The organism is Nocardia exalbida NBRC 100660 (assembly GCF_000308575.1).
Taxonomy (GTDB): domain Bacteria; phylum Actinomycetota; class Actinomycetes; order Mycobacteriales; family Mycobacteriaceae; genus Nocardia; species Nocardia exalbida.
Window position 1 is genome coordinate 40,937 of sequence record NZ_BAFZ01000036.1, and the last position, 26,461, is coordinate 67,397.

The 26,461-nt window shown below is 68.8% G+C and carries 21 protein-coding genes; 13 read left to right on the top strand and 8 right to left on the bottom strand.

Translation table 11 applies throughout. From position 1 onward, the window contains the following. Positions 1-13 precede the first annotated feature (13 nt). Positions 14-1,075: an SPFH domain-containing protein gene (locus ON29_RS07685; RefSeq protein WP_040865468.1), complete on the bottom strand. Its 1,062-nt coding sequence runs from the start codon at positions 1,073-1,075 to the stop codon at positions 14-16. Between the two features lie 213 nt (positions 1,076-1,288). Here ON29_RS07685 and ON29_RS07690 point away from each other — a divergent pair, with 213 nt between their 5' ends. After that, on the top strand, positions 1,289-2,821 hold the full coding sequence (locus ON29_RS07690; protein WP_040865469.1) for an amino acid permease: 1,533 nt from the start codon (positions 1,289-1,291) through the stop codon (positions 2,819-2,821). 189 nt (positions 2,822-3,010) lie between these two features. Further along, positions 3,011-5,398 (top strand): serine/threonine-protein kinase, encoded by a 2,388-nt coding sequence (locus tag ON29_RS07695; protein ID WP_245548857.1) that lies wholly within the window; start codon positions 3,011-3,013, stop codon positions 5,396-5,398. Between the two features lie 7 nt (positions 5,399-5,405). Here ON29_RS07695 and ON29_RS33685 read toward each other — a convergent pair whose 3' ends face one another. Then, positions 5,406-5,762: a DUF1707 SHOCT-like domain-containing protein gene (locus ON29_RS33685; RefSeq protein WP_051174972.1), complete on the bottom strand. Its 357-nt coding sequence runs from the start codon at positions 5,760-5,762 to the stop codon at positions 5,406-5,408. Positions 5,763-5,965: 203 nt separating this feature from the next. Here ON29_RS33685 and ON29_RS07705 point away from each other — a divergent pair, with 203 nt between their 5' ends. The 4 genes from ON29_RS07705 (at position 5,966) to ON29_RS07720 (ending at position 12,748) form a co-directional block, all read left to right on the top strand. Beyond that, positions 5,966-6,700, top strand: a complete 735-nt coding sequence (locus ON29_RS07705) for a MerR family transcriptional regulator (protein WP_040865471.1) — start codon at positions 5,966-5,968, stop codon at positions 6,698-6,700. Positions 6,701-6,944: 244 nt separating this feature from the next. After that, entirely contained in the window at positions 6,945-7,520 is a 576-nt protein-coding gene (locus ON29_RS07710) for a dihydrofolate reductase family protein (protein WP_040865472.1), read from the top strand. A 107-nt stretch (positions 7,521-7,627) separates the two neighbouring features. Then, entirely contained in the window at positions 7,628-10,159 is a 2,532-nt protein-coding gene (locus ON29_RS07715) for an ATP-binding protein (RefSeq protein ID WP_040865473.1), read from the top strand. A 42-nt stretch (positions 10,160-10,201) separates the two neighbouring features. Further along, on the top strand, positions 10,202-12,748 hold the full coding sequence (locus ON29_RS07720; protein ID WP_040865474.1) for an ATP-binding protein: 2,547 nt from the start codon (positions 10,202-10,204) through the stop codon (positions 12,746-12,748). Between the two features lie 49 nt (positions 12,749-12,797). Here ON29_RS07720 and ON29_RS07725 read toward each other — a convergent pair whose 3' ends face one another. The 5 genes from ON29_RS07725 to ON29_RS07745 form a co-directional block, all read right to left on the bottom strand. Continuing rightward, positions 12,798-13,343, bottom strand: coding sequence for a hypothetical protein (locus tag ON29_RS07725; protein ID WP_040865475.1), 546 nt, complete (start codon positions 13,341-13,343; stop codon positions 12,798-12,800). A gap of 149 nt (positions 13,344-13,492) precedes the next feature. Next, positions 13,493-13,867 (bottom strand): hypothetical protein, encoded by a 375-nt coding sequence (locus ON29_RS07730; RefSeq protein ID WP_040865476.1) that lies wholly within the window; start codon positions 13,865-13,867, stop codon positions 13,493-13,495. Between the two features lie 855 nt (positions 13,868-14,722). After that, positions 14,723-15,466 (bottom strand): DUF6008 family protein, encoded by a 744-nt coding sequence (locus tag ON29_RS07735; RefSeq protein WP_040865477.1) that lies wholly within the window; start codon positions 15,464-15,466, stop codon positions 14,723-14,725. 177 nt (positions 15,467-15,643) lie between these two features. After that, entirely contained in the window at positions 15,644-16,264 is a 621-nt protein-coding gene (locus ON29_RS07740; protein ID WP_040865478.1) for a TetR/AcrR family transcriptional regulator, read from the bottom strand. A gap of 14 nt (positions 16,265-16,278) precedes the next feature. Beyond that, positions 16,279-18,753, bottom strand: a complete 2,475-nt coding sequence (locus ON29_RS07745) for a phosphoketolase family protein (RefSeq protein WP_217999108.1) — start codon at positions 18,751-18,753, stop codon at positions 16,279-16,281. Positions 18,754-18,960: 207 nt separating this feature from the next. On the opposite strand from ON29_RS07745, the gene ON29_RS07750 reads away from it, so the two are divergent. The 7 genes from ON29_RS07750 to ON29_RS07780 all read left to right on the top strand — a co-directional run bounded on the left by ON29_RS07750 (position 18,961) and on the right by ON29_RS07780 (position 25,336). Then, entirely contained in the window at positions 18,961-19,542 is a 582-nt protein-coding gene (locus tag ON29_RS07750; protein WP_040865479.1) for an FKBP-type peptidyl-prolyl cis-trans isomerase, read from the top strand. Between the two features lie 260 nt (positions 19,543-19,802). Continuing rightward, entirely contained in the window at positions 19,803-21,179 is a 1,377-nt protein-coding gene (tig, locus tag ON29_RS07755; RefSeq protein WP_040865557.1) for a trigger factor, read from the top strand. Between the two features lie 234 nt (positions 21,180-21,413). Continuing rightward, the gene (locus tag ON29_RS07760) at positions 21,414-22,001 is read left to right on the top strand and encodes an ATP-dependent Clp protease proteolytic subunit (protein WP_040865480.1); all 588 of its coding nucleotides are present in this window, start codon (positions 21,414-21,416) and stop codon (positions 21,999-22,001) included. 70 nt (positions 22,002-22,071) lie between these two features. Beyond that, a complete protein-coding gene (locus ON29_RS07765) occupies positions 22,072-22,740 on the top strand; it encodes an ATP-dependent Clp protease proteolytic subunit (protein ID WP_040865481.1) in 669 nt (222 codons plus the stop codon). A 461-nt stretch (positions 22,741-23,201) separates the two neighbouring features. Next, positions 23,202-24,482 carry an ATP-dependent Clp protease ATP-binding subunit ClpX gene (gene clpX / locus ON29_RS07770; RefSeq protein ID WP_040865558.1) on the top strand — a complete coding sequence of 427 codons (1,281 nt, stop codon included), beginning with the start codon at positions 23,202-23,204 and terminating at the stop codon, positions 24,480-24,482. A 148-nt stretch (positions 24,483-24,630) separates the two neighbouring features. Beyond that, positions 24,631-25,041, top strand: a complete 411-nt coding sequence (locus tag ON29_RS07775) for an STAS domain-containing protein (RefSeq protein ID WP_051174973.1) — start codon at positions 24,631-24,633, stop codon at positions 25,039-25,041. 28 nt (positions 25,042-25,069) lie between these two features. After that, entirely contained in the window at positions 25,070-25,336 is a 267-nt protein-coding gene (locus ON29_RS07780) for a ribosomal protein bL12 (RefSeq protein WP_040865482.1), read from the top strand. 129 nt (positions 25,337-25,465) lie between these two features. On the opposite strand, the gene ON29_RS07785 is transcribed toward ON29_RS07780, so the two are convergent. After that, entirely contained in the window at positions 25,466-26,347 is an 882-nt protein-coding gene (locus ON29_RS07785) for a hypothetical protein (protein ID WP_245548858.1), read from the bottom strand. Between the last annotated feature and the right edge of the window lie 114 nt (positions 26,348-26,461).

A 26,461-nucleotide genomic window follows, 5' to 3' on the forward strand; every position in this document is an offset into this window, starting at 1 on the left:
CAGGCGCTCGGCGTCAGCCCCCGGGCATCGGCGTTCCGCACTCGCCGCAGAACTTGGCGCCGGGGCTCGACTCCGCGCCGCAGCTCGTGCAGTGCCTCAGTTGCGTCGCCAGGCGCGCCCCGCAGTTCATGCAGAACTTCGCGCCCGCCGGATTCGCGCCCTGGCAAGCGGCACATGACGTCTGAGCCATCTCCGGCGCCGCGGCGGGAAGCTGCGGGGCGGGGGAGTGGTTGCCGACCTGGTGGCCGATGGCGTTCAGACTCAGTGCCGCGCCGAGGAATCCGCCTTCCATGCCGTGGTGTCCGCGCGCGAAACCCTGGCTCGCGCCGAGCGCGAGCTCGCCCGCGGCGTAGCGCTGGAAATCGCCGGTGAGGCTGATGTACTTGACGTCCTTGGCGAGTCGCTTCAGCCGGTCGGCGTCCTCCGGCGCCAGACTGATGTCGAAGTTACCCATCCGCGGGATGCGCAGCCCGTATTCGTAGAGCGCGGTGTTGGTCTGGTGCAGCACCGCCTGCTCGATCGGCTGCAATTGTGCCGAGAGCCCGAGCACCGGCCAGTCGCGGCGCGCGACCCCTTGGGTCACCGCCATCTTCATGGATTTGAGCAGCAGGTCGGCGCACCAGCTCTGCACCCGGTCCGGGTCGGTGAGATCGGCGGTGCCCGCCAGCGCGGTCAGCAGCTCGGCCGGGTCGCGAACGGTCAGGGCGAACTCGCCGAAGACGCGCAGCGTCACCACCTGCTCGCTGACCGGATCGAGGATGTCGTCCAGCCGGCCGCCGAAGCGAATGCCCGGAAACTCCCTCGTGGAAACGAAATACAGTTCGGCCCGGTAGTAGTTGCCGCCGGTGAGGGTGTCGACGAGCGCACCGAGCACCGGGAGCTCGTCGGCGTCGATGCGGTGGCGTCCGGGGCCCATCGCGGCCACGACCCGCCCGGATTTGACGAAGAGGGCGAGCTGGTCGGCGTTGACCATCGCGCGGCTGTAGCGCCGGATGTTGACGTCCGGCCACTTATAGACCAGCTGATTCTTGCGGTCCTCTGGGACCGCGATGAATTCCCGTTCGAACCAGGCCATCTGCGCTCCCTCGTCCCGTTTTGTCCCACTGAGCGTACCGATATCTGGTGGCACGATCAACGAATCTCGTCGCGATCGCCGCTGCTCGGATGCCCTTTTCTCAAAGTTCTTGATGTCCAGCGTGTTACAACATGCCGATCGCTATTGAACGTGCCGCTATGTAACGGTACATTGAGCGAAGTTATGATCGCCGTCACCTGAAAGGCCATCGCCATGACCACAGTTCGACCACCAGCGGATGCGCCCGCGCAGGCTGCCGCGCTCGAAGACGAGGACTCGGGCTATCACAAGTCGCTGCGCCCGCGTCAGCTGCAGATGATCGCGATCGGTGGGGCGATCGGCACCGGGTTGTTCCTGGGTGCGGGTGGCCGGCTGGCCAGCGCGGGCCCCGGCCTGTTCATCGTGTACGCCATCTGCGGCGTGTTCGTGTTCTTCATCCTGCGGGCGCTCGGCGAGCTGGTGCTGCATCGCCCCTCCTCGGGATCGTTCGTCTCCTACGCCCGCGAGTTCTACGGCGAGAAACTGGCGTTCGCGGTCGGGTGGATGTACTTCTTCCACTGGTGCATGACCGGGATCGTAGACATCACCGCCATCGCGACATATGTCCATTACTGGGGAGCGTTCGAGGCCATCCCGCAGTGGTTGATCGCCCTGGTCTCCCTCGCGGTCGTGGTGAGCATCAACCTCGTCTCGGTGAAGTGGTTCGGTGAACTCGAGTTCTGGGCCGCCTTGATCAAGGTGATCGCCCTGGTCACCTTCCTGATCGTCGGCACGGTGTTCCTCGCGGGCCGCTTCAAGATCGACGGCCAGGTCACCGGCCCGAGCGTCATCGCCGATCACGGCGGGCTGTTCCCGGCCGGGCTGCTTCCGCTGGTCCTGGTCACCACCGGAGTCGTGTTCGCCTACGCCGCAGTGGAATTGGTCGGTACGGCAGCCGGTGAAGCGGAGAACCCCGAGAAGATCATGCCGCGCGCGATCAACTCGGTGATCGCCCGGATCGCGCTGTTCTACGTGGGTTCGCTGGTGCTGCTCGCCCTGCTGCTGCCCTACACCGCGTTCAAGAACGGTGAGAGCCCGTTCGTGACGTTCTTCTCGCGGCTCGGTGTGGACGGCGCCGGTTCCGTGATGAACCTCGTGGTGCTGACCGCGGCGTTCTCCAGCCTGAACGCCGGTCTCTACTCGACCGGCCGCATCCTGCGCTCGATGTCGATGAACGGCAGCGCGCCGACCATCGCGGCGCGGATGTCCCGCGGCGGCGTGCCCTACGTCGGCATCCTCGCCACCGGCGCGGTGGCGCTGATCGGCGTCGGACTGAACGCGGTGGTGCCGGAGCAGGCCTTCGAGATCGTGCTGAACATGTCGGCGCTGGGCACCATCTTCGCCTGGACCGCGATCGTGGTCTGCCAGCTGCAGCTGTGGCGCTGGTCGCGCACCGGCCGTGCGGAGCGTCCGTCCTTCCGGCTGATCGGCGCGCCGTACACGAGCTTCGCGACGCTGGTGTTCCTCGCGACCGTGGTCGTGCTGATGGCGTGCAGCGATGACCATGTGCAGCGCGGTGCGGTGCTCGCGATGGTCGTCATCATGGTTCCCGCACTGGTGGGCGGCTGGTTCCTCGCCCGCAAGCGGGTGCTGCAGATCGCCGAGATCCGCCAGGGCATCACCGGGCAGTTCCCGGTCCTGGCCGAGCGGCCGCGCCGCGAATCGGGCGACCCGGTGGTGATCCTCGACAAGCCCGACGAAGAGTGAAGCAGTATCCGCCCCGGGCCATTCGCCCGGGGCGGATATATTCCCAATGTCGGGAACAATACACGCGCGCATCGACAGGCGGCGGACCAGAATGAAACCGCGATTCAACGGCGGGTCTGAGAGGTTCGTATGCCGGAGCACCCCAGCGCATCCGACCGTCCACTTGCGCATCCGTGGGCGAATCGGCGCATGCGCGGCACCGAGGTGCCTCGGCGAACTTCCCACCCTTGGGCCACTCGGCATCTGCTCAAAACCGAGGTGGCCCCACGACTACCAAATCCGTGGTCAACACCGCGGTACGTCGATAAACCACGTGCCGGCGCCGTCGACCCGGCGCCGAACGACGGCGGACCGCCGACCGGCCCCGCCGTCGTCGGCGAGGAGACCATCGGCACCGCCGAGCGGCTGCTGCTCGGCGCACTCGAGGCCGAGTCCGAACCCGGTTCCGGGCGCAGCGCGCGCTCGCGGCCGAGCGCGCGACGATTGGGCGGCGGGCTGGTGTCCATGCCCAAGGTGAGCCCGCTCGATCCGCGCACCGCGGTGATGCAGAACCCGGAAGTGCCCGAGCACAAACGGTTCTGCTGGAAATGCCAGCAGCCGGTCGGCCGCACCAGTGCGGCCGGGTCGGGCGCCGTGGAAGGCGAGTGCGGCCGCTGCGCCTCGCCGTTCAACTTCCGGCCCCTGCTCCAGCCGGGGGAGATGGTCGCCGACCAGTACGAAGTCCAGGGCTGTCTGGCCCACGGCGGACTCGGATGGATCTACCTGGCGGTCGATCGCAATGTGAGCGATCGCTGGGTGGTGCTGAAGGGGTTGCAGAACCCACTCGACTTCGAAGCGCACGTGGTCGCCCTCGCCGAGCGCCAATTCCTCTCCGAGGTGGCCTATCCCGGCATCGTCAAGATCCACAACTTCGTCAAGCACCGTTCCGGGCGCGACGTGGCCGACGGCTACATCGTCATGGAGTACGTCGGCGGGCGCTCGCTGAAGAGGATGCTGGATCTGCGTGCGCCCGAACGCATTCCGGTCTCCGAGGCGATCGCCTTCATGATGGAGATCCTGCCCGCGCTGGACTACCTGCACTCGTTCGGGCTGGCCTACAACGATCTCAAGCCGGACAACATCATGGTCAGCGAGGACGAGGTCAAGCTGATCGATCTCGGCGCGGTCGCCGCGATGGAGTCCTACGGCAGTATCTACGGCACTCCGGGCTATCAAGCGCCCGAGATCACCGAGACCGGCCCGACGGTCGCCTCGGACATCTACACCGTGGGGCGGACGCTGGCCGCCCTCGTGCTGGACATGCCCAAGAACGCCGACGGACATCAGCTGCCCGGCATTCCCTCGCCCGAGGACGAGCCGCTGCTACGGGACTATCCGGCGTTGCACCGACTGCTGTGCCGCGCGACCCATCCGGAGCCGCGCCGCCGCTTCCCCACCGCTTACGCGATGTACGGCCAGCTCGCGGGCGTCCTGCGCATGGTGCTCGCCTACGACACCGGTAAGGAACATCCGCAGGCGTCGCTGGAATTCGGCGCCATGCGCGGTGATTTCGGCATCGAGACATTGATCGGGCAGACCGACGGCATGACCGACGGACGCCATCGCCTGCCCGCGCTGGACGCGCCGAGCGTCGTCGCGGCCCTGCCGGTGCCGATGATCGACGGCGAGGACCCCAGCGCCGACCTGCTGTCCACGTTGCTGCACGGCGATCCCCGGCATGCCCTGGATGCCCTGCGCCGCACCGCCGATCGGATCGTCTCCGGGACCATTCCGGAGCCGGAGACGTTCGAGCTGGAGGGCACGCTGACGGCGGTGCGCGCGCATCTGGACCTGGGTGAGGTGGTGCCCGCGTGCGATCGGCTCGCCGATCTGCGGCCCGACTACGGCACGGACTGGCGCCTGGAGTGGTATTCGGCGGTCGCCGCTCTGCTGGACGGCCAGTACGAGCGCGCCTACGAGTATTTCGATCTGGTGCACAGCATGCTGCCCGGCGAGATCGCCCCCGCGCTGGCGCTGGCGGCGACCGCCGAACTCACCCTGCAGCATCTGGGCGACCGCGCCGACGACCGCTGGCATCGGCTCGCCGAGGAGTATTACCGCACGGTGTGGCGGACCAATCACGGCGTGGTGAGCGCGGCGTTCGGACTGGCCCGCAGACTCGCCGCCGACGGCGGCTTGCTGGAGGCCGTGGAGGTCCTCGATCAGGTGCCGGAGGCATCGCGGTATCAAAGCGTGGCGCGCATGACCGGATGCCTGCTGCTGGTCTCCCAGCCGATCCCGGAGACCACCGAGGCGGACCTGCTCGAGGCGGCCGCGCGGCTGGACGCAGCGCCGGACGAACCGAGGGCGTTGCAGTTGCAGGTGATCGTGGTGGGTGCGGCGCTGGAATGGGTGCGCGGCGGCGGCCGGTCGGCCGATCCGGACGCGACCCTGCTCGGCTTCCCGTTCACCCTGCTCGGTCTGCAACGCGGGCTGGAGTCCAGCCTGCGGGCGCTGGCCCGGATCGCCCCGCATCGTCTGCACCGCTACCGCCTGGTCGACCTGGCCAACTACGTGCGGCCGAAGTCGAGGTGGTGAACCGGGCTCAGGTGGTGCGCGCGGTGAGCATGAAAAGCGCGGGCGCGGCCAGGATCACCAGCAGCCACAGCCAGTTGCCGGTGGTCACCGCCAGCACCACCGAGAAGACCACGGCCGCGCCGGCCAGGACGACCAGGCGCGGCAGCGGGTTGGTCGGCGTCACCTCGGCCGGGGGCGGTGTACTGCCCGGCAGGTCGGCGAACAACTCGGCCAGTTGACTCCGCTGGGTCGCGGCAGCGACGGCCGCGCTGAGTTCGTCGAATTCGGCCAGGCTCAGCCGGCCCGTGCCCAGGTGGTGGGTCAGCTCGCGCATCGCGCGCTCGCGGTCGGCGAGACTGGCCGGAAGGCCCGCGGATTCACCCATGCCGGAAGGATAGGCGCGGCGGCGGGAACCGGCATCGAGGGGATTTCCAGAGGCGGGAAGACCGGTGGCGGGCGTGCGCCCGGAAGGCGGCGACGCCCCGCGCGGACGATGTTTGCTGAAATGTCGCTATGGACCGGTCGGTCGCCCCGACAATGGCCGCGCACCGGCGGCCGTCCCGTGTTGCGATGTGGTTTCCTTGAGGTATGACTGCGGGTGTGGAGTACACGATCGACGAGCTGGCGCGGGAGGCCGGTACGACCGTGCGCAGCCTGCGCGTTTACCACGAACGGGGCGTGCTGCCGCCCCCGCAGGTCAAGGGGCGTACCGGTTTCTACGGCGCCGACCACCTCAACCGGGTGCGGACCATCAGCAGGTTGCTCGATCGCGGGATCAAACTCAACGGCATCAGGGAATTGCTCAACGCCTGGGATCGTGGCGACGATCTGGGGGACATCCTCGGTGTCGCCGAGCCCGGCTCGCCCGAGGCGGCCGCCGTCGACGCGGGTGAAACGATCGCGGCGACCGAATTGGCCGAGCGCTATCGCGACGTGCCCAGCGGTCTGGCCCGGGTCGTCGCGGCGGGTCTGTACGAACCCGTCGACGCGGCGACCTACCGCATCGCGGATCGCCGTCTGGCGCACAGCCTCGAGCAGATGGCGGCCGTGGGCATCCCGGCCGACGAGGTGCTCGGCGAACTGGAGAAGCTGCGCGCCGACGCCGAGCGGATCGCCCGGCGCTACGTGGATCTGTTCCGGCGGACCGCGTGGGCGTCGTTCCAGGATTCCGATCGCGGCCCGGCGCAGGTCGCCGAACTCGCGCAGCGGCTGGAGGCGACCAGGGCGGTCCCGGCGGAGACCACCGCCGAACTCGTGAATCGGCTCATCGCAAGGTATCTCGACCAGGACGCCGAGCTGGCGGAGACGCTGCCGGAGAGCTGACCGGAGGCGTCGCGCACCCCTTGGGTCGAAATATTTACGTTTCAGATTCCCATCATTGGCGATACGTAGCAGTAACGTGCCGTTGATCAACGGTATATTGGAGTCATCCGGCGCGCGTTCGCGTGCCGCGGCTACCTACGCTCGTCTACTTAAGTATGTCTTCCGGCGACCTACCGATGCGCCGAAGTGTCGCTCTCCCCGACAATCTGGAAGTCGCACAAGGGCAGCAGATGGGTGTGGGCACATGGGAAGCGTGACGCTGTGGATGCAGATGTCGCTCGACGGCTTCGCGGAGGGGCCGGATCAGGAGATCCACTGGCCGGTGGTGGACGAGGAACTGTGCGAGTCGTTCCTGGACGAATTACGCTCGGCCGACCTGTTCCTCTACGGCCGCAAAACATACGAGATCATGGCGTCGTTCTGGCCGACCGCCGACGTGGATCCCGCGATCTCGGAGTTCTACGTGGATTTCGCGCGGTGCTGGAAACAGACGCCCAAGGTGGTCTTCTCCCGCACCCTGTCCTCCGCGGGCTGGAACACCCGCGTGGTCCGGGACGACCTCGTCGAGGAGATCACCGCGTTGCGCGCGCAGCCGGGATGCGACATGGTCCTGTTCGGCGGCGCGGAGACGGCGTCGGAGTTCATGAAGCACGACCTGATCGATGAGTACCGGTTGTTCGTGCACCCGATCCTGCTCGGTGGCGGGATTCCGCTGTTCCCGACGCCCGCGGTGGTCTCGGGGCTGCAACTCGTCGACGTGATGACCTTCGACAGCGCGGTCGTCCAGATGCACTACCAGCAGATGGCCTCCGCGAGGTAGCAATCGGCGCGGAAACGGGGTCCGCTGCCCGGGTAAACAGGGGCTTGACCTTTGCGTAACCTCTGATTGTCGAGCGCGTTGCCGCGTCGTCGGCTAACTTTCGTTTTATGTCCCTGGTTCAGGCACGTGGCGACGTGCTGCCTGCATCCACCAGTGAATTCTGCGGCCGGGAAACGGAATTGGACCGGCTGGGCGCGCTGCTGGACAGCGGCGCCCGCCTGATCACCCTGGTCGGCCCGGGCGGGATCGGCAAGACGCGGTTGGCCGCGGAGGCGTTGTGCCGCGGCGCGCACGCCCGGCGCAGGCCGGTTTACTGGGCGCGGCTGGCCGGGCTGGAGGCCGACAGCACCGCCACCGCGCAGGACGTGATGCAGTCCGCCGTGCGCACCGACCTCAGTTCGCCACCGACCCGCGACGCGCTGGTACGCACGTTCACCAGCGGAGACCGTTCCACCGAGCGCGCTGTCCTCGTCCTGGACAACTGCGAACACCTGCTCGGCGTGGTCGCGACGATGATCGCCGAATTGCTGGAATCCGCACCCGGCCTGACCGTCCTGGCCACCAGCCGCGAACCGATCGGCTGGGCCGACGAGTACATCCTGCCCGTGCCGCCGCTGTCGCCGCGGCAGTCGCTCGAATTGTTCCGGCAGCGCGCCGAACTCATCGGGCGGGCGATCCCCGACGACCGCGAGGCGATGGCCGTCGCCGCGCGGATCTGCCGCCGGGTCGACCACAACCCGCTGTTCATCCGCCTGGCCGCGGCGCGTCTGCGGCACCAGCCGCCGGTCATGGTGCTGCGCGAGCTCACCGGCGACGCGGACGACAAACGCCTGCACTGGACCCACGGCGCACGGGCGGGCGCCGAGCAGCGCCACCGCGGCGTCTACGACGTGATCGCCTGGTCGTTCGCGCTGTGCGGCGCCTCCGAGCAGTTGCTGCTCGAGCGGCTGTCGGTCTTCGCCGCCGGGTACGAGACCGACGACGAGTCGCTGCGCGGCGGCATCGAGCTGGACGCCGCGATCGCGGTGTGCGCCGACGACGCCCTGCCCGCGAGTGCGATCGAACACCTGCTGGAGCGGCTCACCGAGCAGTCGCTGCTGTCGGCGCATCTCACCGCGACCACGGTGAGCTGGTATCTGGTGGAAAGCGTCCGCGTGTTCGCCCGGGAGCGGCTGCGCCGCCGGGACCGTGGGGAGTTCGACCGGCTCGCCGCGCGCCACCGCCGGTATTTCCGGGACAAGGTGGTCGCCGGGCAGGCCATCTGGCTCGGACCGCAGGATCAGGCCTGGCTGGCGTGGGCGCGCTCGGCGTGGAACGACATCGTGCTCGGCATCGAATCCGGTCTGGCCGACCCGGCGGAGGCCGTGGTCGCCCTGGAGATCGCCACCGTCCTGCTCTCGATGAAGGTGCCGTACGTCAAGTCCGGTGCGGGCGCGCTGACCCGGTTGACCGAACGCGCGCTGGAGGCCACCAGGGCCTCCGGGCTGGGCACTTCCGGGCTGGCCGACCTGGCCACCGCGCTGCTCGGCTGGATCTCGCTGTGGCAGGGGCGGACCGATCACATCCCGCAACTGGTCGCGGACTGCGCCACCCACCCCCCGGGAGCCGGGCCGCGCTACACCGACATCGATTTCGGGCTGCCCGCCCCGGTCGAGTGGCTGTGGGGGCTCGAGCTCATGCTCGTGCGCGGTGACGCGCGCGCCGTCACCGTCCTTGCTCGGGCCCGCCGCAAATTCGCCGAACAGGGCGATCGCATCGGCGCCGAACGCAGCGACGTGTTCGCGGCGTTCTGTTCCGCGCTCGTCGGCGACCGGCGGCAGGCGCTGGAGAACACGGCGCGATTCCTGGAGCGGTCGGTGTCGTCCGGCTCGACATTGTCGCGCGCTTGGGCCGAGATCGCGCGCGCGGTGGCGCTGGCCAAACACGGGTCCGCCACCGAGGCGCTGACGCTGACCCACGGGGTGCTCACCCGCTACCGCGGCGAACCGGACACCTGGACGGCGAGCTGGGCGGTGGGCGCGCACATCGTCGCGCTGGCCCAGGTCCTCGTCGCGCAGCGGGCCGAGGGCGGTGATCCCGCCGCGATCGCCGACACCGCGCGGGAAATCGCCTATCTGGTAGGCGGATTCAAGACGCGTCAGCGATCGGTGGGCATATCCGTCGACCGGGTTCCGCTGATCGCCGCCGAGATGCGCCGCGCCGCGGAGGTCTCCCGCACGGTGCTCGGCGACCGCGCCTACGCCTCCGCCGAACGCAGGACGCGGCTGCGTCCCGAGCTCGACGCGCTGTGGTCTCCAGCCCCGGATCCGGCGCCGCCCGCCCGGCGGCCGGACCGGCAGGCCACTTCCCGGCCGGTGTCGCGGCGGCCCGCCACACGCTGGAGCGACCTCTCGGAGGCCGAACGCGACGTCGCCGTCTTCGCGGCGGCGGGCTGGCCCAACAGCGCCATCGCAGACCGCAGGCGCAGCTCCATCCGGACGGTCGACGCGCAGGTGGCCGCCATCCGGCAGAAGCTGATGATCGCCTCCCGCGCCGACATCGCGGCCCACATTCCCGACGAGCTCGCCGACCGGGTCCGGTACGAATCCGAGCGGCGGCCCAGCCGTAGCCGCAAAGGCAGGACGGGACGCGCCCATTAGGCTGCTCGAGCAGTGGTTTTCCGGATCGGTAGGTGCGTTGGCATGTCGGAGGTGAGCAGCGGCGGCGGCAACGGCCCCGTCGCGCCCGCGGAGTTCGTGGGCAGGCATGCCGAAATGCGGCGGATAGACGCCTTGCTGAACTCGTCGAGCGCCCGGCTGATCACCCTGGTCGGGCCCGGTGGCATCGGCAAGACGACGCTGGCGGTGGAAGCCGTGCGCAGATACCGCGGCGGGGCACGGCACACGGTGTACTGGACGCGCCTGGCCCGTCTCGCGCCCGGCGCGGAGACGGGAGCGGTCGCCGAGGAAGTGCTCTTGTCCGTCGCGAAGAACGGCATAGTGGGCCGCTCCGCATGGGACGGCTTGCTGGAGACCCTCACCGATGCCGGCGCCGAGGACGAGACACACCGGACCATCCTGGTGCTGGACAACTGCGAACACGTGCTGGGCGGCGTCGGTCCGCTCGTCGTCGGCCTGCTGCAGGAAATCCCCGGCTTGACCATCGTCGTGACCAGCCGGGAGCCGGTCGGCTGGATCGATGAGCAGCTGGTGACAGTGCCGCCGCTGTCCAGCGTGCACGCCCTGGAACTGTTCCGGCGGCGAGCCGAGCGCACCGGACGGCCGATTCCCGAGGACCCCGGGCAACTGGCCATCGCCACCCGGATCTGCGGGCACGTCGACAACAACCCGCTGTTCATCCGCTTGGCCGCCGCGCGGCTGCTGCACCGGCCACCCGCGATCGTGTTGCGCGAGTTGTCCGGCGACACCGACGATCGCCGCTTGCAATGGACGCACGGCGCCAGGGGCGGTGTCGGCGAACGGCACCGCAGCGTGCGCGACGTGATCGCCTGGTCCTACGGTCTGTGCACCGCGCCCGAACAGTTGCTGTTGGAGCGCTTGTCGGTCTTCGCCACCGGTTGCGACGCCGAGAACGACGAGACGCAGTCCGGCGGGGCCGAAGTGGACGCGATCGTGGCGGTGTGCGCGGACCCGGCGCTACCCCCCGAGCGGATCGAGGGGCTGCTCGAGCGCCTGGTCGAACGCTCGCTGCTGTCGGCCCACATCACCGCGGCCACGGTGCGCTACTACCTGCTGGAGAGCGTCCGGGTCTTCGTGCGCGACCGGCTGTCCAGCCGCGGCGACCACCTGGACGAAGCGCGACTGCTCGCCCGGCATCGACGGCACTACCGCGACCGGGTCGCCGCGGGGCCCGCCACCTGGTACGGCCCGCGAGAGCAGGAGTGGATCGCGTGGGCGCGAGCGGCGTGGGACAACATTCTCATCGCCGTCGAGACCAGCCTCACCGATCCGGAGGAGGCGGTGGTCGGACTGGAGACCGCCGCGACGCTGATGGCGCTGCGCGTGCCGTTCATCACCGGCTCGAACCGGGCCATCACCAGTCTGACCGAGCAGGCCCTGGAGGTCACCGCGCAGGTCGAGCCGCCGCCGACCCGGCTGCGGATCAATGCGACCGCGCTGGTGGGCTGGATCGCCATCTGGCAGGGCAGGCACGCCTACACCGCGCAATTGCTGGACGAATGCGCCGCGGAGTGCCTGCCCTCGGAACTGCGGGCGGGCTGGCGCGCGACGACGGCGACCGACCTCGGCCTGCCCGCCGCGGTGGAATTCACCTGGGGCCTCGAACTCCTGCTGATCCACCTCGACCTGCGAGCGGTGGACGTCTTGGCCAGGGCGCGCCGGAAGTTCGCCGTTCTGGGCGACCGGGCGGGGGAGCAGCGCAGCGAACTGTTCGAGGCCCTCACCTACGCGAACCTGGGCGACGCGGACGTCGCGCTCGGGGCCGCGCGCAGGCATCTGGACCGGGCCGTGGCTTCCGACGCGGGCTGGGCGACCTCCTGGGCGGAGCTGGCCTGGATGATCGCGGTGTCCCGGCACGGCGATCCGCGGGAGGCGGTGAAACTCGGGCAGTCGACCCTGGAGCGCCTGCTGATCACCGGGGACACCTGGACGGCGGGCTGGGTCGCGCACTTCAGCATGATGGCGCTGACCTATCTGCTGTCCGCCCGGATCGAGGCGGGCGACACCGGCAGCGCCGATGCGATCGCCGCCGCCACCGAGATCGCCCATCTGCAAGGCGGAATCGCCACCCTGCACCGCTCGATGGGCATCGTCGCCGACCGGGTGACGCTGGTGGCTCGCGGCACCGCTCGAGCCGTCGCGGCGGTCACCGCGGTCATCGGCGCCGAGGCCCACGCGGCGGCGGTCCAGCGCGGCGCCCGGTTGCGTCCCGAACGCGACGAGCTGCAATTGCTGTTGCTCGGCAGATTGCCGGTCGACAAGCTGCCGAACCCGCGTCCGCAGACCAGGTCCACCGCCTCGCGCTGGGAGGAGTTGACGCCGGCGGAACGCGAGGTGGCGGTGCTGGCCGCGGCGGGCTGGGCCAACAGCGCCATCGCCGCGCGCCGGGGTAGTTCGATCCGGACGGTCGATGCCCAGGTGGCGTCCGTGCGCCGGAAACTGATGGCGGCCACCAGGGCCGACATCAGCTGGCACGTGCCGGATCACCTCGCCGAGCGGATCCGGCTGGAATCGGAGCGGCGGCCCGCGCGAACGCGAGCACGCCCGTGACCGTCGTGACGGTCACGGGCGTGCGGTAGCCGGTATCGGGCAGGTCAGGTCAGGTCAGCGAGCCGTCGTAGCACAGGCTCGACGACCGCCAGGACCGCTGTGGGCCGCTACCGGGATCGAAGGACCACTGGTCGATCGAGCCGGCGGCCTTCCACCACAGCGATCCGCGGCCGTCCGAGACCACCTGGTAGACGTCCTCGGAACCCTCGATGAGCTGGCTGCCGACGCAGTAGTCGTTGTACTCCGTGCCGTACTGCCGTGCGCCGGGGCTGAACAGGCCCGCGGGGTGGGCGTAGGCGCCCGGGTTCGGCACGGTGCTGGCCTGCCGCGCGGGGGCTCCCCGATGCCAGTACGGCGCGCCCAGTCCGTCGGTTCCGCAGGCGAAGGTCCAGCCCCCTGCCACGACCGTGGTGCCCTGGCCGTAGGCGCCCCCCGCCCAGAGGCAGGCAGCGCCCTGAGCCTCGGCGGTGCCCGCGCCGAGGCTCAGGCCGCCCGCCGCCACCGCTGCCGCCGCCAGCAGGGTGAGCGTCCGTACCGTGCCGCCGCGCTTGTCGTCACACGCGGTCGGCCGGCGAAGCCCGCTAATCTTGATCATGAGTGTTTCTCTTTCGTGCGTCATCCCGGTCGGAGTGGATTTCCGGGAATGGTGATACTTCAAGTAATGTGCCGCTATGTAGCGGGACGATCAGTCCAGAGGGACGTCACGGAAGGTTTCGAGTGCGAGAGGGTGTGCCGGTCCTGCGGTCACCGGCACCAGGTGGCCTGCGCCCGGCAGACGGTGTAGCCGGTGCCGTCCGGGCGGGCCACCCGCGACCAGCTCGAGCCGTCGGACTCGTCGCCGGTGGGGACGTCGGCCGGTGCCGCCTGGTTCTGCCGCTGGCGGTAGTCGCGGATGGCCTGGTCGGCCTCATCGGCGTCCAGCCGGTCGCTGTTGCGGTGGTGGTAGCCCATGGGGTCGATGTGACGCCAGCCGGTGGTGTCACCCGTGCCGTTGCGCGGGTTGGACGGACCCGAATGCGACTCCGCTCCCGCGATGCCCGCGGCGCCCGCGGTGAGCGTGCCGACGATCGCGGCACAAGCGAGCAGTCTGGCGGCGAGATGAGTGGTGTTGGCGGTCATGGTAAGTCTCCGTTCGGATTTCGCGCTGTGCACGGCGGTACGGCGCGAGCTGCGGCGGTGCGGCGAACGTCGGTGGTCGGGGTTGCCGCGCGAGGTGGGGGCGGGGAGGGGATCGGGGTGGCATCCGTCGCGGACATGTCGTCCGCGGGGCGGTGCCGATCGGCTCGGTCCCGGTTGTCGGAATGGGGAGAGCCCGGCCTGTCGTATCCGTGGCGGCCCGGGTCTGCTGCGGGGCGCGGGGCGACGGTCGTGTCGGGCCCGGCCAGCGCTTCGGTCGACGCCGGGGTTTCCGGTGTGGCCGCTATCGCGCTCACGATCAGCGGGCGGACGAGCCAGGTCTGTGTCCGTCGCTGGTGCGGCGTGATGCCGGTCATCGTTCGCGTCCGTTCATCTCGCCACCTCGGGATCGGGATCGGTCCGGTGTGGTCCGATCCGCGGGTCCCTGTCTATCGTGCCGTTGGATAACGTCACATTAATCGACGGGTCGATATCTTGTCGAGTGCTTTCCCATGTATGGGAAGAGTTGTTGTCTCCCTGGGGAAGGAGCAGGCGCCTGACCAGCGGCGGCGCCGCTGCGCACCGCTCGGTCCGCGGAGAATTTTCAGGCTGAGACTTTTCCGGGTCGGCGATTACCGGAGAGGTGGCTTCGGCACGTGCGCAGGACGGGCTTCGGTGGCCGCGCTCCTCGCTTCGGGTCGGCAGTGGGCCCAGAGGACTGCTCTATGCGCGAAAAAGGGCGTCCGCCGGTAGGCGGACGCCCTTTGCTTCGGGGTCTGAATGCCGCTACGCCGCTACGCCGCTACGCCGCTACGCCGCTGGTGCGCCGCGTCGAGGCGTGCGAGATCGGTCTGTCTATCAGGCTTCGGTCACCGCCGCGAATGCCGGAGCCCCCGAACCCTCGGCCAGGGCGCGCTTCTGCTTCGCGGCGGCGGGATCGCGGAATGGGGCTTCGATCACCGCGCGTTCGCGCCACAGGTGATACAACGCGACGGCGAAGATGGTCGTGCCGATCACGTTGGCCAGGAAATGCCACCAGATGCGGTACGTCGCCGCGCCGGGGCCGGGATCGAGCAGGCCGAAGATGGTCGACAGCCCGATCGCCTTGGTGCCGAAGGCGACCGTCAGGGTGAGCGCGAGATGCTCGAGCCCGTGGATGCCTTGCATCAGCACGCCCATACGACCCCACTTGCGCGCCTTGCTCTCCAGGGCGTGGTGAGTGACCAGGGCGACGCCGACCAGTCCGGCGAGGAAATGGAAATTGCCCACCAAGTGCAGAAGTTCCATGCCGAGCGCCGGCTTCATGTGGTCGACCTGCCCGAATCCGTTGGCCAGGCCGGTGCCCCACGGGGTCATCCACGCCGGTGAGTTCGGGTGCTGGATCCAGTACCCGACCTGTGCCACGTGCTCCTGGAAGTGTCCGATCTGGGCCACCACGCCCAGTGCGACGACACCGAGTGCGGTACGGAACATCCACGGTCGCAGAGGTTTACGCAACGCGACGACGAGTACGCCGACGGCCGCCCACATGACGACCATCCAGGCCACCATCAAGATCGCACCTAGGATTTCCGACCCGGTCGCTTCGGCTGTGTGGTTCATGAGAACCGCCCTTCTGCGCGCCCTCCGGCAACGGCGACGGATGGGGGACTGCTGTGGAAACGGTGGAACGCGTTGTCCGCAAGATACAAGGTGCCGGCGCCATCTGTCCGAGATTTCCGAATGCGCTGGAGTAGGGACCAATTGGTCCGTGTCATACCCGAAACGTATGGCGCTCGCTCAGAGCGGTCGCAGAAAGCCTTCGACGATGCGATGAGCGCGGTCGGCGGCCTCCGGATCGCCGAGTCGCAGCGCGGTATTGGTGGCGCACAGCACCGCATCGATCTGGAACGCGACCAGATCCGCGTCCAGGTCGGCGATCTCACCGGCGGACGCCGCGGAGCGCAGCTCCCGTGCCAGCAGCCCTACCCACGCGCGCTGATCGCGGAACAGGGCATCGCGCACCGGGCCCGGCTTGCTGTCGCATTCGGCCATGGTCGCGACGCGGAAGCAGCCTCCCGGGAACATCGGTGTCTCGGCGTAGACCATCCAGTGGTCGAGCAAGGCTCGCAGCCGGGCGACACCGTGCGGCGCGGAACGGGCCGGTTCGACGACCGCTTCCACGAACCGGTCGCGCGCGTGGTCGACGGCGGCCAGTTGCAGTGCTTCCTTGGTGCGGAACAGGGTCTGGATGCCCGCCTTGCTCAGCCCGGTGTCGGCGGCCAGCCTGCCGAAGCTGAGGCCGTCCAATCCGTCCAGCGAGGCGATGTCCACCGCCCGCCGCAGCACCGTGGCGCGAGTTCGCGCACCGCGCAGCAGTCGCTTGTCGGTGATCTCGGCGGTGCGCGGGCCACTTTCCATACGGTCGATCGTACTTACTCGCGGTCACTCCGGTGGGGCCAGCTCCAGTCGGCCACCTCGGGGATGTCCGCACCGTGTTCCCTGGTCCACGCGCGAGCCGTCCAGCGCGCGTCGACCATCTCCTGCCGCAGCCCGGCGGCGCGCTCACGCAGACTGGGCACCCGATCGATCACGTCCATGACGAGGTGATATCGGTCCAGGTCGTTGAGCATCACCATGTCGAACGGCGTCGTCGTCGTGCCCCGCTCCTTGTAACCACGGACATGCAGTTCGCCGTGGTTGGTGCGCCGATAGGTCAGCCGGTGCACCAGCCACGGATAGCCGTGGAAGGCGAAGATCACCGGCCGGTCCCGGGTGAACAGCGTGTCGAACTCGAGGTCGGGCAGGCCGTGCGGATGCTCGTCCTGCGGTTGCAGCCGCATCAGGTCGACCACGTTGACCACCCGGACGCGCAGCTCCGGCAGCCGCTCGCGCAGGATCGCGGCCGCGGCGAGGGTCTCCAGCGTCGGTACGTCGCCCGCGCAGGCGAGCACCACGTCCGGCGTGGTGCCCGGCTCGTCCCGGTGGCCCGCCCACGGCCAGATGCCGATCCCGCGCGCGCAGTGCTCGGCGGCTTCGGAGACCGACAGCCAGTCGGCCTGCGGCTGCTTGCCCGCGACCACCACGTTCACGTAGTGCCGGGAGCGCAGGCAGTGGTCATAGGTGGACAGCAGCGTGTTGGCGTCCGGCGGCAGGTACACCCGCACGATGGAGGCCTTCTTGTTCAGCACCACGTCCAGGAAACCGGGGTCCTGGTGGGTGAAGCCGTTGTGGTCCTGGCGCCAGACGTGCGAGGACAGCAGATAGTTCAGGCTGGGAATCGGGCGCCGCCACGGCACCGCCGAGCTGGCGTCGAGCCATTTCGCGTGCTGGTTGAACATCGCGTCGACGATGTGGATGAAGGCCTCGTAACAGGTGAACACGCCGTGCCTGCCGGTCAGCAGGTAGCCCTCCAGCAAACCCTGGCACATGTGTTCGGACAGCACTTCGATCACCCGGCCGGTGCGGTCGAGTTTCTGATCGCGGGGGTCGATCTCGGCTTGCCAGGCGCGGCCGGTGACCTCGAGGATGTCCTGTAACCGGTTGCTGGCCAGTTCGTCCGGCGCGAAGGTGAGGAAGTTGTCCGGATTGCGCCTGGTGACCTCCCGCAGCCAGCCGCCGAGCACCCTGGTGGCTTCGTGCTCGGTCGCGCCCGGCGCGGGCACCTCGACGCCGAAGTCGCGCCAGTCCGGCAGGCGCAGGTCGCGCAGCAGCGCGCCGCCGTTGGCGACCGGGTTGGCGCTCATCCGCCGATCGCCGCCCGGTACCTGAGCGATCAGTTCCGGCGCAGGCGCGCCGCTGTCGTCGAACAGTTCCTCCGGACGGTAGGAGCGCAGCCACTGCTCCAGGACCGCGCGGTGCCCGGCATCGGTGCGCGCGCCGGGCAACGGCACCTGGTGCGCCCGGAAGGTGCCCTCGACCTGGTCGCCGTCCACCACCGGAGGACAGGTCCAGCCCTTGGGTGTGCGCAGCACGATCATCGGCCAGATGGACCGCGCCCCGTCACCGCCGCCGCGCGCGGCGCGCTGGATCCGGTCGATGCGTTCCAAGCTCGTGTCCACCGCCGCGGCCATCGCCTGGTGCACCGCCGCGGGATCGTCACCCGCGACGACGATCGGTTCGTAGCCGTATCCGCGCAGCAGGGCCAGCAGTTCCGATTCCGGGATGCGCGCCAGGATGGTCGGATTGGCGATCTTGTACTCGTTCAGCGCCAGGATCGGCAGCACCGCGCCGTCGCGCGCCGGGCTGAGGAACTTGTTCGCGTGCCAGCTCGTGGCAAGCGGTCCCGTCTCCGCCTCGCCGTCGCCCACCACGCAGAACACGGTGAGATCGGGATTGTCCAAGGCGGCGCCGAACGCGTGCAGCAACGAATAGCCGAGTTCGCCGCCCTCGTGGAAGGAGCCTGGAGTCTCCGGCGCGCAGTGACTCGGCACCCCGCCGGGAAAGGAGAATTGGCCGAACAGCGCGCCCATGCCCGCCGCGTCCTGCGAGATGTGGCTGTAGAGCTCGGAGTATGTGCCCTCCAGCCAGGCGCACGCGTTCGGGCCGGGACCGCCGTGGCCGGGGCCCGCGACGAAGACGGCGTTCAGCCCGCGTTGCCGGATCGCGCGATTGGCGTGCGCCCAGACCAGATTGAGGCCGGGCACCGTGCCGAAATGCCCGAGCAACCTCGGCTTGATGTGCTCGGAGCGCAGCGGCTCGCGCAGCAACGGATTGGCCATCAGATAGATCTGGCCGACCGCGAGATAGTTGGCGGCCCGCCACCACGCGTCGATCGACGCCAGTTCGTCGCGTTCCAACGGGCCCGGCACGTCCGCGAGCCGGTAGGGCCGCGGGGCGACGGTCCGGCCGCCGGTGCTGCCGACGTTGTCCGCCGAGGTGTCGCCACCTGCACTTGCCATGTGGGTCATGCGCCGACTCTCCTCACGTTCGGGTATCGAGGACGGCGGCGCCACGTGTGACCGCCGTCCCGGTCCTGCAACGGTTGCCGATCGGAATCGACAACGCCGGATGGAGATTCACCGCCAGCCTAGCCGGAGCGGGCTCCCGCGGCGGTCCGCGCGTGTCGCGGGAAGCTCGCCCCGCCCGGCGCCCGTTCGTGGTCTAGGGTCCGCGGCATGCACATTCTCGGAAGGATCATCGGTATCGGCGCCCTCGCCGCGACGACCATCGCGCTGGCGGCTTGCGGCTCGGACGACGAGCCGACCGCCACGACCGTCTCCGCGACGAGGACCACCGCGGCGGCGGGGCCTTCCCCCGCGCAGCGCCCCGCCACGCAGAGCAAAGGCCGGGAGTGCACCGCCGACGACATCGGCGTCACCGGTGGCTTCGGCGCCGCGCCCACCATCACCATCCCGGACGACTGCGACCCGCCGAAGCAGTTGATCGTCAAGGACCTCATCGAGGGCAGCGGGCCCGGCGCCGCGGTGGGGCAGCAGCTCACCATGAACTACGCGCTGGTCACCTGGTCGGACAAGAAGACGCTGGACAGTTCGTTCGGTCGCGGCAAGCCGTTCCAGCTCGACCTCGGCGCAGGCCAGGTCATCGACGGCTGGGACAAGGGTCTCGTCGGCGTCCGGGAAGGCTCGCGCAGGTTGTTGATCGTGCCGCCGGAGCTGGGCTACGGCGCGGGCGGGCGGGGCATCGCGCCGTACGAGACGCTGGTCTTCGTCACCGACGCGGTGTCGGTGGGGAAGTGACCGCGGCCCTCGCGGCCCGCGGAGCCACCGCCGGATGCAGGTCCGCTCGGCCGGTCAACTAACCTGGTCGGGATGCGTGGCGTACGCCGCATTCCTCGTCGTCTCGGCCGAGGCCGGGACTCCGGCCCGGATCTGCGCCGGTCGAGGGAGTGTGGCAGCCAGCGTAGGGCCGCCTCATCCGCCGTTCCGACTTCGGAGTGCCGGGGAGGCACCGCACACCGAACGTCAACCAGTACGAACAACGAACAAGGAGCATGTCCGTGAAGAGCACCGTCGAGCAGCTGAGCCCGACCCGGGTCCGGATCAATGTCGAGGTGCCCTTCGAGGAGCTGAAGCCCGATTTCGACCGCGCGTACAAGGCACTGGCCAAGCAGGTCCGTATCCCCGGCTTCCGTCCCGGTAAGGCGCCCGCGAAGCTGCTCGAGGCCCGCCTCGGTCGCGGCGCGATCCTGGAGCAGGTGGTCAACGACGCGCTGCCGGGTCGCTACAGCGAGGCCGTCACCACCTCCGAGGTGAAGGTCATCGGCCAGCCGGAGATCGAGATCACCAAGATCGAGGACGGCCAGGAGCTCGCCTTCACCGCCGAGGTCGACGTGCGTCCGGAGATCACCCTGCCGGACTACGAGAGCATCGCGGTCACCGTCGACGCGTTCACCGTCGGCGACGAGGACATCGAGGAGCAGTTGCAGTCGCTGCGCCAGCGCTTCGGCACCCTGACCGGTGTCGAGCGCCCGGTGCAGGACGGCGACTTCGTCTCCATCGATCTCTCGGCGACCGTGGACGGCCAGGAGGTGGCCGAGGCCGCCACGACCGGCCTGTCCCACGAGGTCGGCTCCGGTCAGCTCATCGAGGGCCTGGACGAGGCGCTGCTCGGATTGTCGGCGGGCGAGTCGAAGGAGTTCACCTCCACGCTGGTCGCGGGCGAGCACGCGGGCAAGGAGGCGGTCATCACCGTCACGGTGCAGTCCGTCAAGGAGCGCGAGCTGCCCGAGGCCGACGACGAGTTCGCCCAGCTGGCCAGTGAATTCGACACGCTGGAAGAGCTGAAGGCCGATCTGCGCAGCCGCGTCGAGCGGGTCAAGAAGGTGCAGCAGGCGGGCGAGATCCGCGACAAGGTGCTGGACACCCTGCTCGAGCAGGTCGAGGTGCCGCTGCCCGACGCCGTGGTGAAGGCCGAGATCGACGCCGTGACCCACGACGCGGTGCACGGCTTCGATCACGACGAGGCCAAGTTCGCCGAGGCGCTCGAAGCGCAGGGCAGCACCCGCGAGGAGTTCGACACCGAGACCAAGGAGGCCGCCGAGAAGTCGGTCAAGACCCAGCTGCTGCTGGACGCGATCGCCGAGGCGGAGGGCACCCAGGTCGGCCAGGACGAGCTCACCGAGCGGATCCTTTTCCAGGCGCAGCGCTACGGCATGTCGCCGGAGCAGTTCATCCAGCAGGTGCAGCAGGCCGGCCAGCTCGGCGCGGTGTTCGCGGACGTGCGCCGCGGCAAGGCGCTGGCGGGCGTGGTCGGCAAGGTGACCGTCACCGACTCCGAGGGCAACACGGTGGACACCGCCGAAATGTTCGGCGCTCCCGCCGATTCCGCGGACGAGGACCAGGCCGTCGAGACGGCCGCGGCGGACGCCGAATAATTTCATGGAATGTAGGCGTGCTCGACGCCCGAGAGGTGCGCTGATTGCGCTGTGAGCGAAGAAAGGGCGGTACCGGGAGTTCGGTGCCGCCCTGCTTCGTTAATGTTTGTGACGACAAGTCGGATAGCCCGCCCGCTGGGGTGCGGCATATGCGACCAGTGATGGCTATGTGGCACTCCGCAACGAGCCGGCGAGAGAAGGCAGGTATCCGTGACAATCAACCAGGCAGGGGTCATGACAACCGCGACTGCTGGTCTCAACCTCAGTGATTCGGTGTACGAGCGCCTGCTGCGTGAGCGCATCATCTTCCTGGGCACGCAGGTGGACGACGACATCGCGAACAAGCTGTGCGCGCAGATCCTGTTGCTCTCGGCGGAGGATCCCACCAAGGACATCTCGCTCTACATCAACTCGCCGGGCGGCTCGGTGACGGCGGGCATGGCCATCTACGACACGATGCAGTTCGCCGAGTGCGACATCGCCACCTACGGCATGGGCCTGGCCGCGTCGATGGGGCAGTTCCTGCTCACCGCGGGCACCAAGGGCAAGCGCTACGCGCTGCCGCACGCGCGCATCATGATGCACCAGCCGTCCGCGGGGATCGGCGGCTCCGCGGCCGACATCGCGATCATGGCCGAGCAGTTCGCGCACACCAAGCGTGAGCTGAACGAGCTGCAGGCGCTGCACACCGGCAAGTCGGTCGAGCAGGTCACCACCGACGCCGACCGCGACCGCTGGTTCACCGCGTCCGAAGCCCTGGAGTACGGCTTCATCGACCACGTGATCAGCCACGCGAACCAGGCCAACGGCGCCAAGAAGTAACGCACCGGATCACCCACAGGCCCCCGGACACCTCGAACGTCCGGCCGCCGCACCGACTTTGGAGACGAAGATGGCCAATTCGATCGACCCGCGCGCCGGCCTGTCCGGCATCGCGCCGCAGAGCCCGCAGGCTCGCTACATCCTGCCGTCGTTCATCGAGCACTCGAGCTTCGGCGTCAAGGAGTCCAACCCGTACAACAAGCTGTTCGAGGAGCGCATCATCTTCCTCGGCGTGCAGGTGGACGACGCCTCGGCCAACGACATCATGGCGCAGTTGCTGGTGCTGGAGTCGCTGGATCCCGACCGCGACATCACCATGTACATCAACTCGCCGGGTGGCTCGTTCACCTCGCTGATGGCCATCTACGACACCATGCAGTACGTGCGCGCCGACGTCGCCACGGTCTGCCTGGGCCAGGCCGCCTCGGCCGCGGCGGTGCTGCTCGCCGCGGGCACCCCCGGCAAGCGGGCCTGCCTGCCCAACGCCCGCGTGCTGATCCACCAGCCGTCGCTGGAGGGTGGCATCCAGGGTCAGGTGTCGGACCTGGAGATCCAGGCCGCCGAGATCGAGCGCATGCGTCGCCTGATGGAGACCACGCTCGCGCGGCACACCGGCAAGGACGCCGACACCATCCGCAAGGACACCGACCGGGACAAGATCCTGACGGCCGAGGACGCCAAGGAATACGGGATCATCGACACGGTGTTCGACTACCGCAAGCTCAGCGCGCAGAAATAACGCGCGAACAGTCGTTTCCGGCCCCGCCGGGAGGACTGGGGCGAATCGCCGATCCCGGCGGCGGTAAGCTCGGAAATCGTTCTATGACAGGGTATTCCGGCCGGGAAGCATGCCATGGGTATGCCGCCCGGCCGGACCGCTTGTCGCGCCGCCGCGGTTCGAGAATGTGTTCGAACCACGCCGCGGCGCGAGGTGCGGTCCGGAGTGTTCGAATGCCGATCGAGCGGGCGGTCCGCCTTTCGGCGTCGTGACAACTCGCACAACCCGCGCGAGAAACATGCGCGAGTTGTCGACCTCCGTCCCGAACACCGGGTACGGTCGACCTAGGGACCTTTGCTCCCGGTTGACAGCACTGCCCACCGGCCACGATTCAGTCGATGCGTTTGCGGCTGCGAAAGTGGTGGACAGCTGGCAACCTGGACGGACGGTTGCACGCGGACAAGGAAGTAGGGACCCACGAGATGGCGCGCATCGGAGATGGCGGCGATCTGCTGAAGTGCTCGTTCTGTGGAAAGAGCCAGAAGCAGGTCAAGAAGCTCATTGCGGGACCAGGGGTGTACATCTGCGACGAGTGCATCGATCTCTGCAACGAGATCATCGAGGAGGAACTCGCCGAATCGAGCGAGGTCAAGCTCGATGAGCTGCCCAAGCCTGCCGAGATCCGGGACTTCCTGGAGAACTACGTCATCGGCCAGGACACCGCCAAGCGCACTCTCGCGGTGGCCGTCTACAACCATTACAAGCGCATCCAGGCCGGTGACAAGGGACGCGACAGCCGCGGCGAGACCGTCGAGCTGGCCAAGTCCAACATCCTGATGCTGGGCCCCACCGGCTGCGGCAAGACCTACCTGGCCCAGACGTTGGCGAAGATGCTGAACGTGCCGTTCGCCATCGCCGACGCCACCGCGCTGACCGAGGCCGGGTACGTCGGCGAGGACGTCGAGAACATCCTGCTGAAGCTGATCCAGGCCGCCGACTACGACGTCAAGCGCGCCGAGACCGGCATCATCTACATCGATGAGGTCGACAAGATCGCCCGTAAGAGCGAGAACCCGTCGATCACCCGCGATGTGTCCGGCGAGGGCGTGCAGCAGGCCCTGCTGAAGATCCTGGAGGGCACCCAGGCGAGCGTGCCGCCCCAAGGTGGGCGCAAGCACCCGCACCAGGAGTTCATCCAGATCGACACCACCAACGTGCTGTTCATCGTCGCGGGCGCTTTCGCGGGCCTGGAGAAGATCATCTCCGACCGCACCGGCCACCGCGGTATCGGCTTCGGCGCCGAGGTGCGGTCCAAGGCCGAGATCGACACGACCGATCACTTCGCGGACGTCATGCCCGAGGATCTGATCAAGTTCGGCCTGATCCCCGAGTTCATCGGCCGTCTGCCGGTGGTCGCCTCGGTGACCAACCTGGACAAGGAATCGCTGGTCAAGATCCTCTCCGAGCCGAAGAACGCGCTCGTCAAGCAGTACGTCCGGTTGTTCGAGATGGACGGGGTCGACCTCGAGTTCACCGACGACGCGCTGGAGGCGGTCGCCGATCAGGCGATCCTGCGCGGCACCGGCGCGCGTGGCCTGCGGGCGATCATGGAGGAGGTCCTGCAGCCCGCGATGTACGACATCCCCAGCCGCGACGACGTCGCCAAGGTGGTCGTGAACGCGGACACGGTCAACGACAACGTGCTGCCCACCATCGTGCCGCGCAAGGCGCAGCGGCCGGAGCGCCGGGAGAAGTCGGCGTAATACGGGTGTGGCGGCCCCATCCCGGGGGTACACCTTCGTGAGGGTTGAGCAAACAGCCTAGTTCCGGCGGCCCGGTCTTCCGGAGCGCATCAGCACCCCGCAAGCACTTCCTCGGGAGATTGTTGCGGGCGACAGGACCGAGGTCCTCATGTCGGCAGGCTTGGCCAATCCCACGTACGTTCTCACCGCCGCTCGCAATGCCGATCACCCTGCGGAGCGGCTCAAGATCTCCGTCACGGGCCCGAGCGACCAGGTCACGCTATGCGCCCTTGCGGGCGAGGTCGACTACTACACCGTCGAGGTGTTCCGTCGCAGACTGATCGGTTCACTCGGTACGGCGGCACCCCTGGTGGTCGTCGATCTCTCCAAAGTCACGTTCTTCGGCGTCGCCGGTCTGTATGTCCTGGTCGACGCGCGGAACATGCTGACGCAGACCGGTCGCCGGCTACGCCTGGTCACCGGTGCCTGGTGCGTGGACCGGTTGCTGCAACTGGCCGAGGACCTCGGGCGTTTCGAAACCCGGACGAGTCTCGCCGACGCCGTGCTCGACGCGGCGTGAGGAGCGGCGCCGGTCGTTACGATGGGTCATGTTTGCCAACCGGCGCTTGGAGCGCAAGGTCGACGCGTTGCACGTCAAACTCGATCTGATCATGACCCAGCTCGGCATCGAGGCGCCGGCGTCGGCCGCACCACCGCGCGCCGTTCCGTCGGTCCCGCGGGGTGACGGCATGGCGGAGATCGACGGATTACTGGCGCAGGGCAAGAAGATTCACGCGATCAAGCGGTACCGGGAACTCACCGGGTGCGGGCTCAAAGAGGCCAAGGACGCGGTCGAAAGCCGGTCCCCGTACTGAACACCGGTGTGGTGGACGAGGGCCGGTCTCCACTCGACGGCTCACGTCCCCCGCCGGCCCTGACTGTCGTCTGAACCCGCCGAACGGCGTGCTCGGTGACGACTTCTGTTGCGCCGCTGAGCGATAGATCTAGCTGTGTGCGCTTTGAACCAATGGTGCGTGCAGATTCATCGGGAACTCCGCGTCCGCGCCGGACCGGATGTCCTCCGAAGAGGGTTCCGGCAAGGGGGCGTGCCCGGTCGGGTCGGGCAGGTTCCGCACCTGCTCGGTGGCGAAGCTGATCGCGCGTCCGTATCGGGCGCTCGCGGCGTCGTGGATGAGCAGCGCGACGCCGATCATCACCGGGGCAACGCCGTGCACGGCGGCGTCGAACCACCGCCCCTCGCTCACATACGGGTAGGTGTTGAGTCCCACGGTGAGCGTCAGCAGGGCGACTTCGGCCGCCGCCACTTGGCTGCGGTTGTCCAGCACGCCCCACTCGGTGACCTTGTTCGTGCCGATCATGATGATGATCAGCGACACGCTGATCATCGCCTCGAGCAGGTAGCTGAACCAGTACAGCGGGTCGGTCGGGCCACCCGGTGCGATGTTGTGCTGGACGTTGACCGCCGACCACAGCATCCCGGCGGCGACCACGCCCGCCAGCGAGCCGAGCGACCAGGAACGGTGCCGGTACAGCGACGCCAGCCTGGCATGCGGGCTGGACGCGCGCCGCTGCGCGGCGATGGCCTTGCGCGCCAGCAGCAGGTCTCTGATCTCGGCCTTCTCGATGGCCTCCGAGGTGTTGCGCGCCCGGTCGGACGCCGCGGCGGACGCCTCGGCCTGCTTCCAGCGCTGGTCGCGATCCTGCGTCCGGATGCGTTCGGCCAGTTCGCGTTCCGCGAGCAGTTCCTCTTCCGACAGCGCGCCGGTCAGCGCCGGGTCGAACTGGTAGGCGAGACGGCCGCGGGCCTTCTCGACCCGTCTCGCCAGCCGTGCGACGTCGTCGTCCGAGGTCTGTTCGTCGAGCATGCGGCTCCAAAGGGTTGAGCGGAGGGGAACTCGAGAAACCGAAGACGCCGGCACGGCCTGCCGTTGCGCGAAATTCGCGACGGCAGCTCGTCGACCGCGGCACGGTCAGGCGAC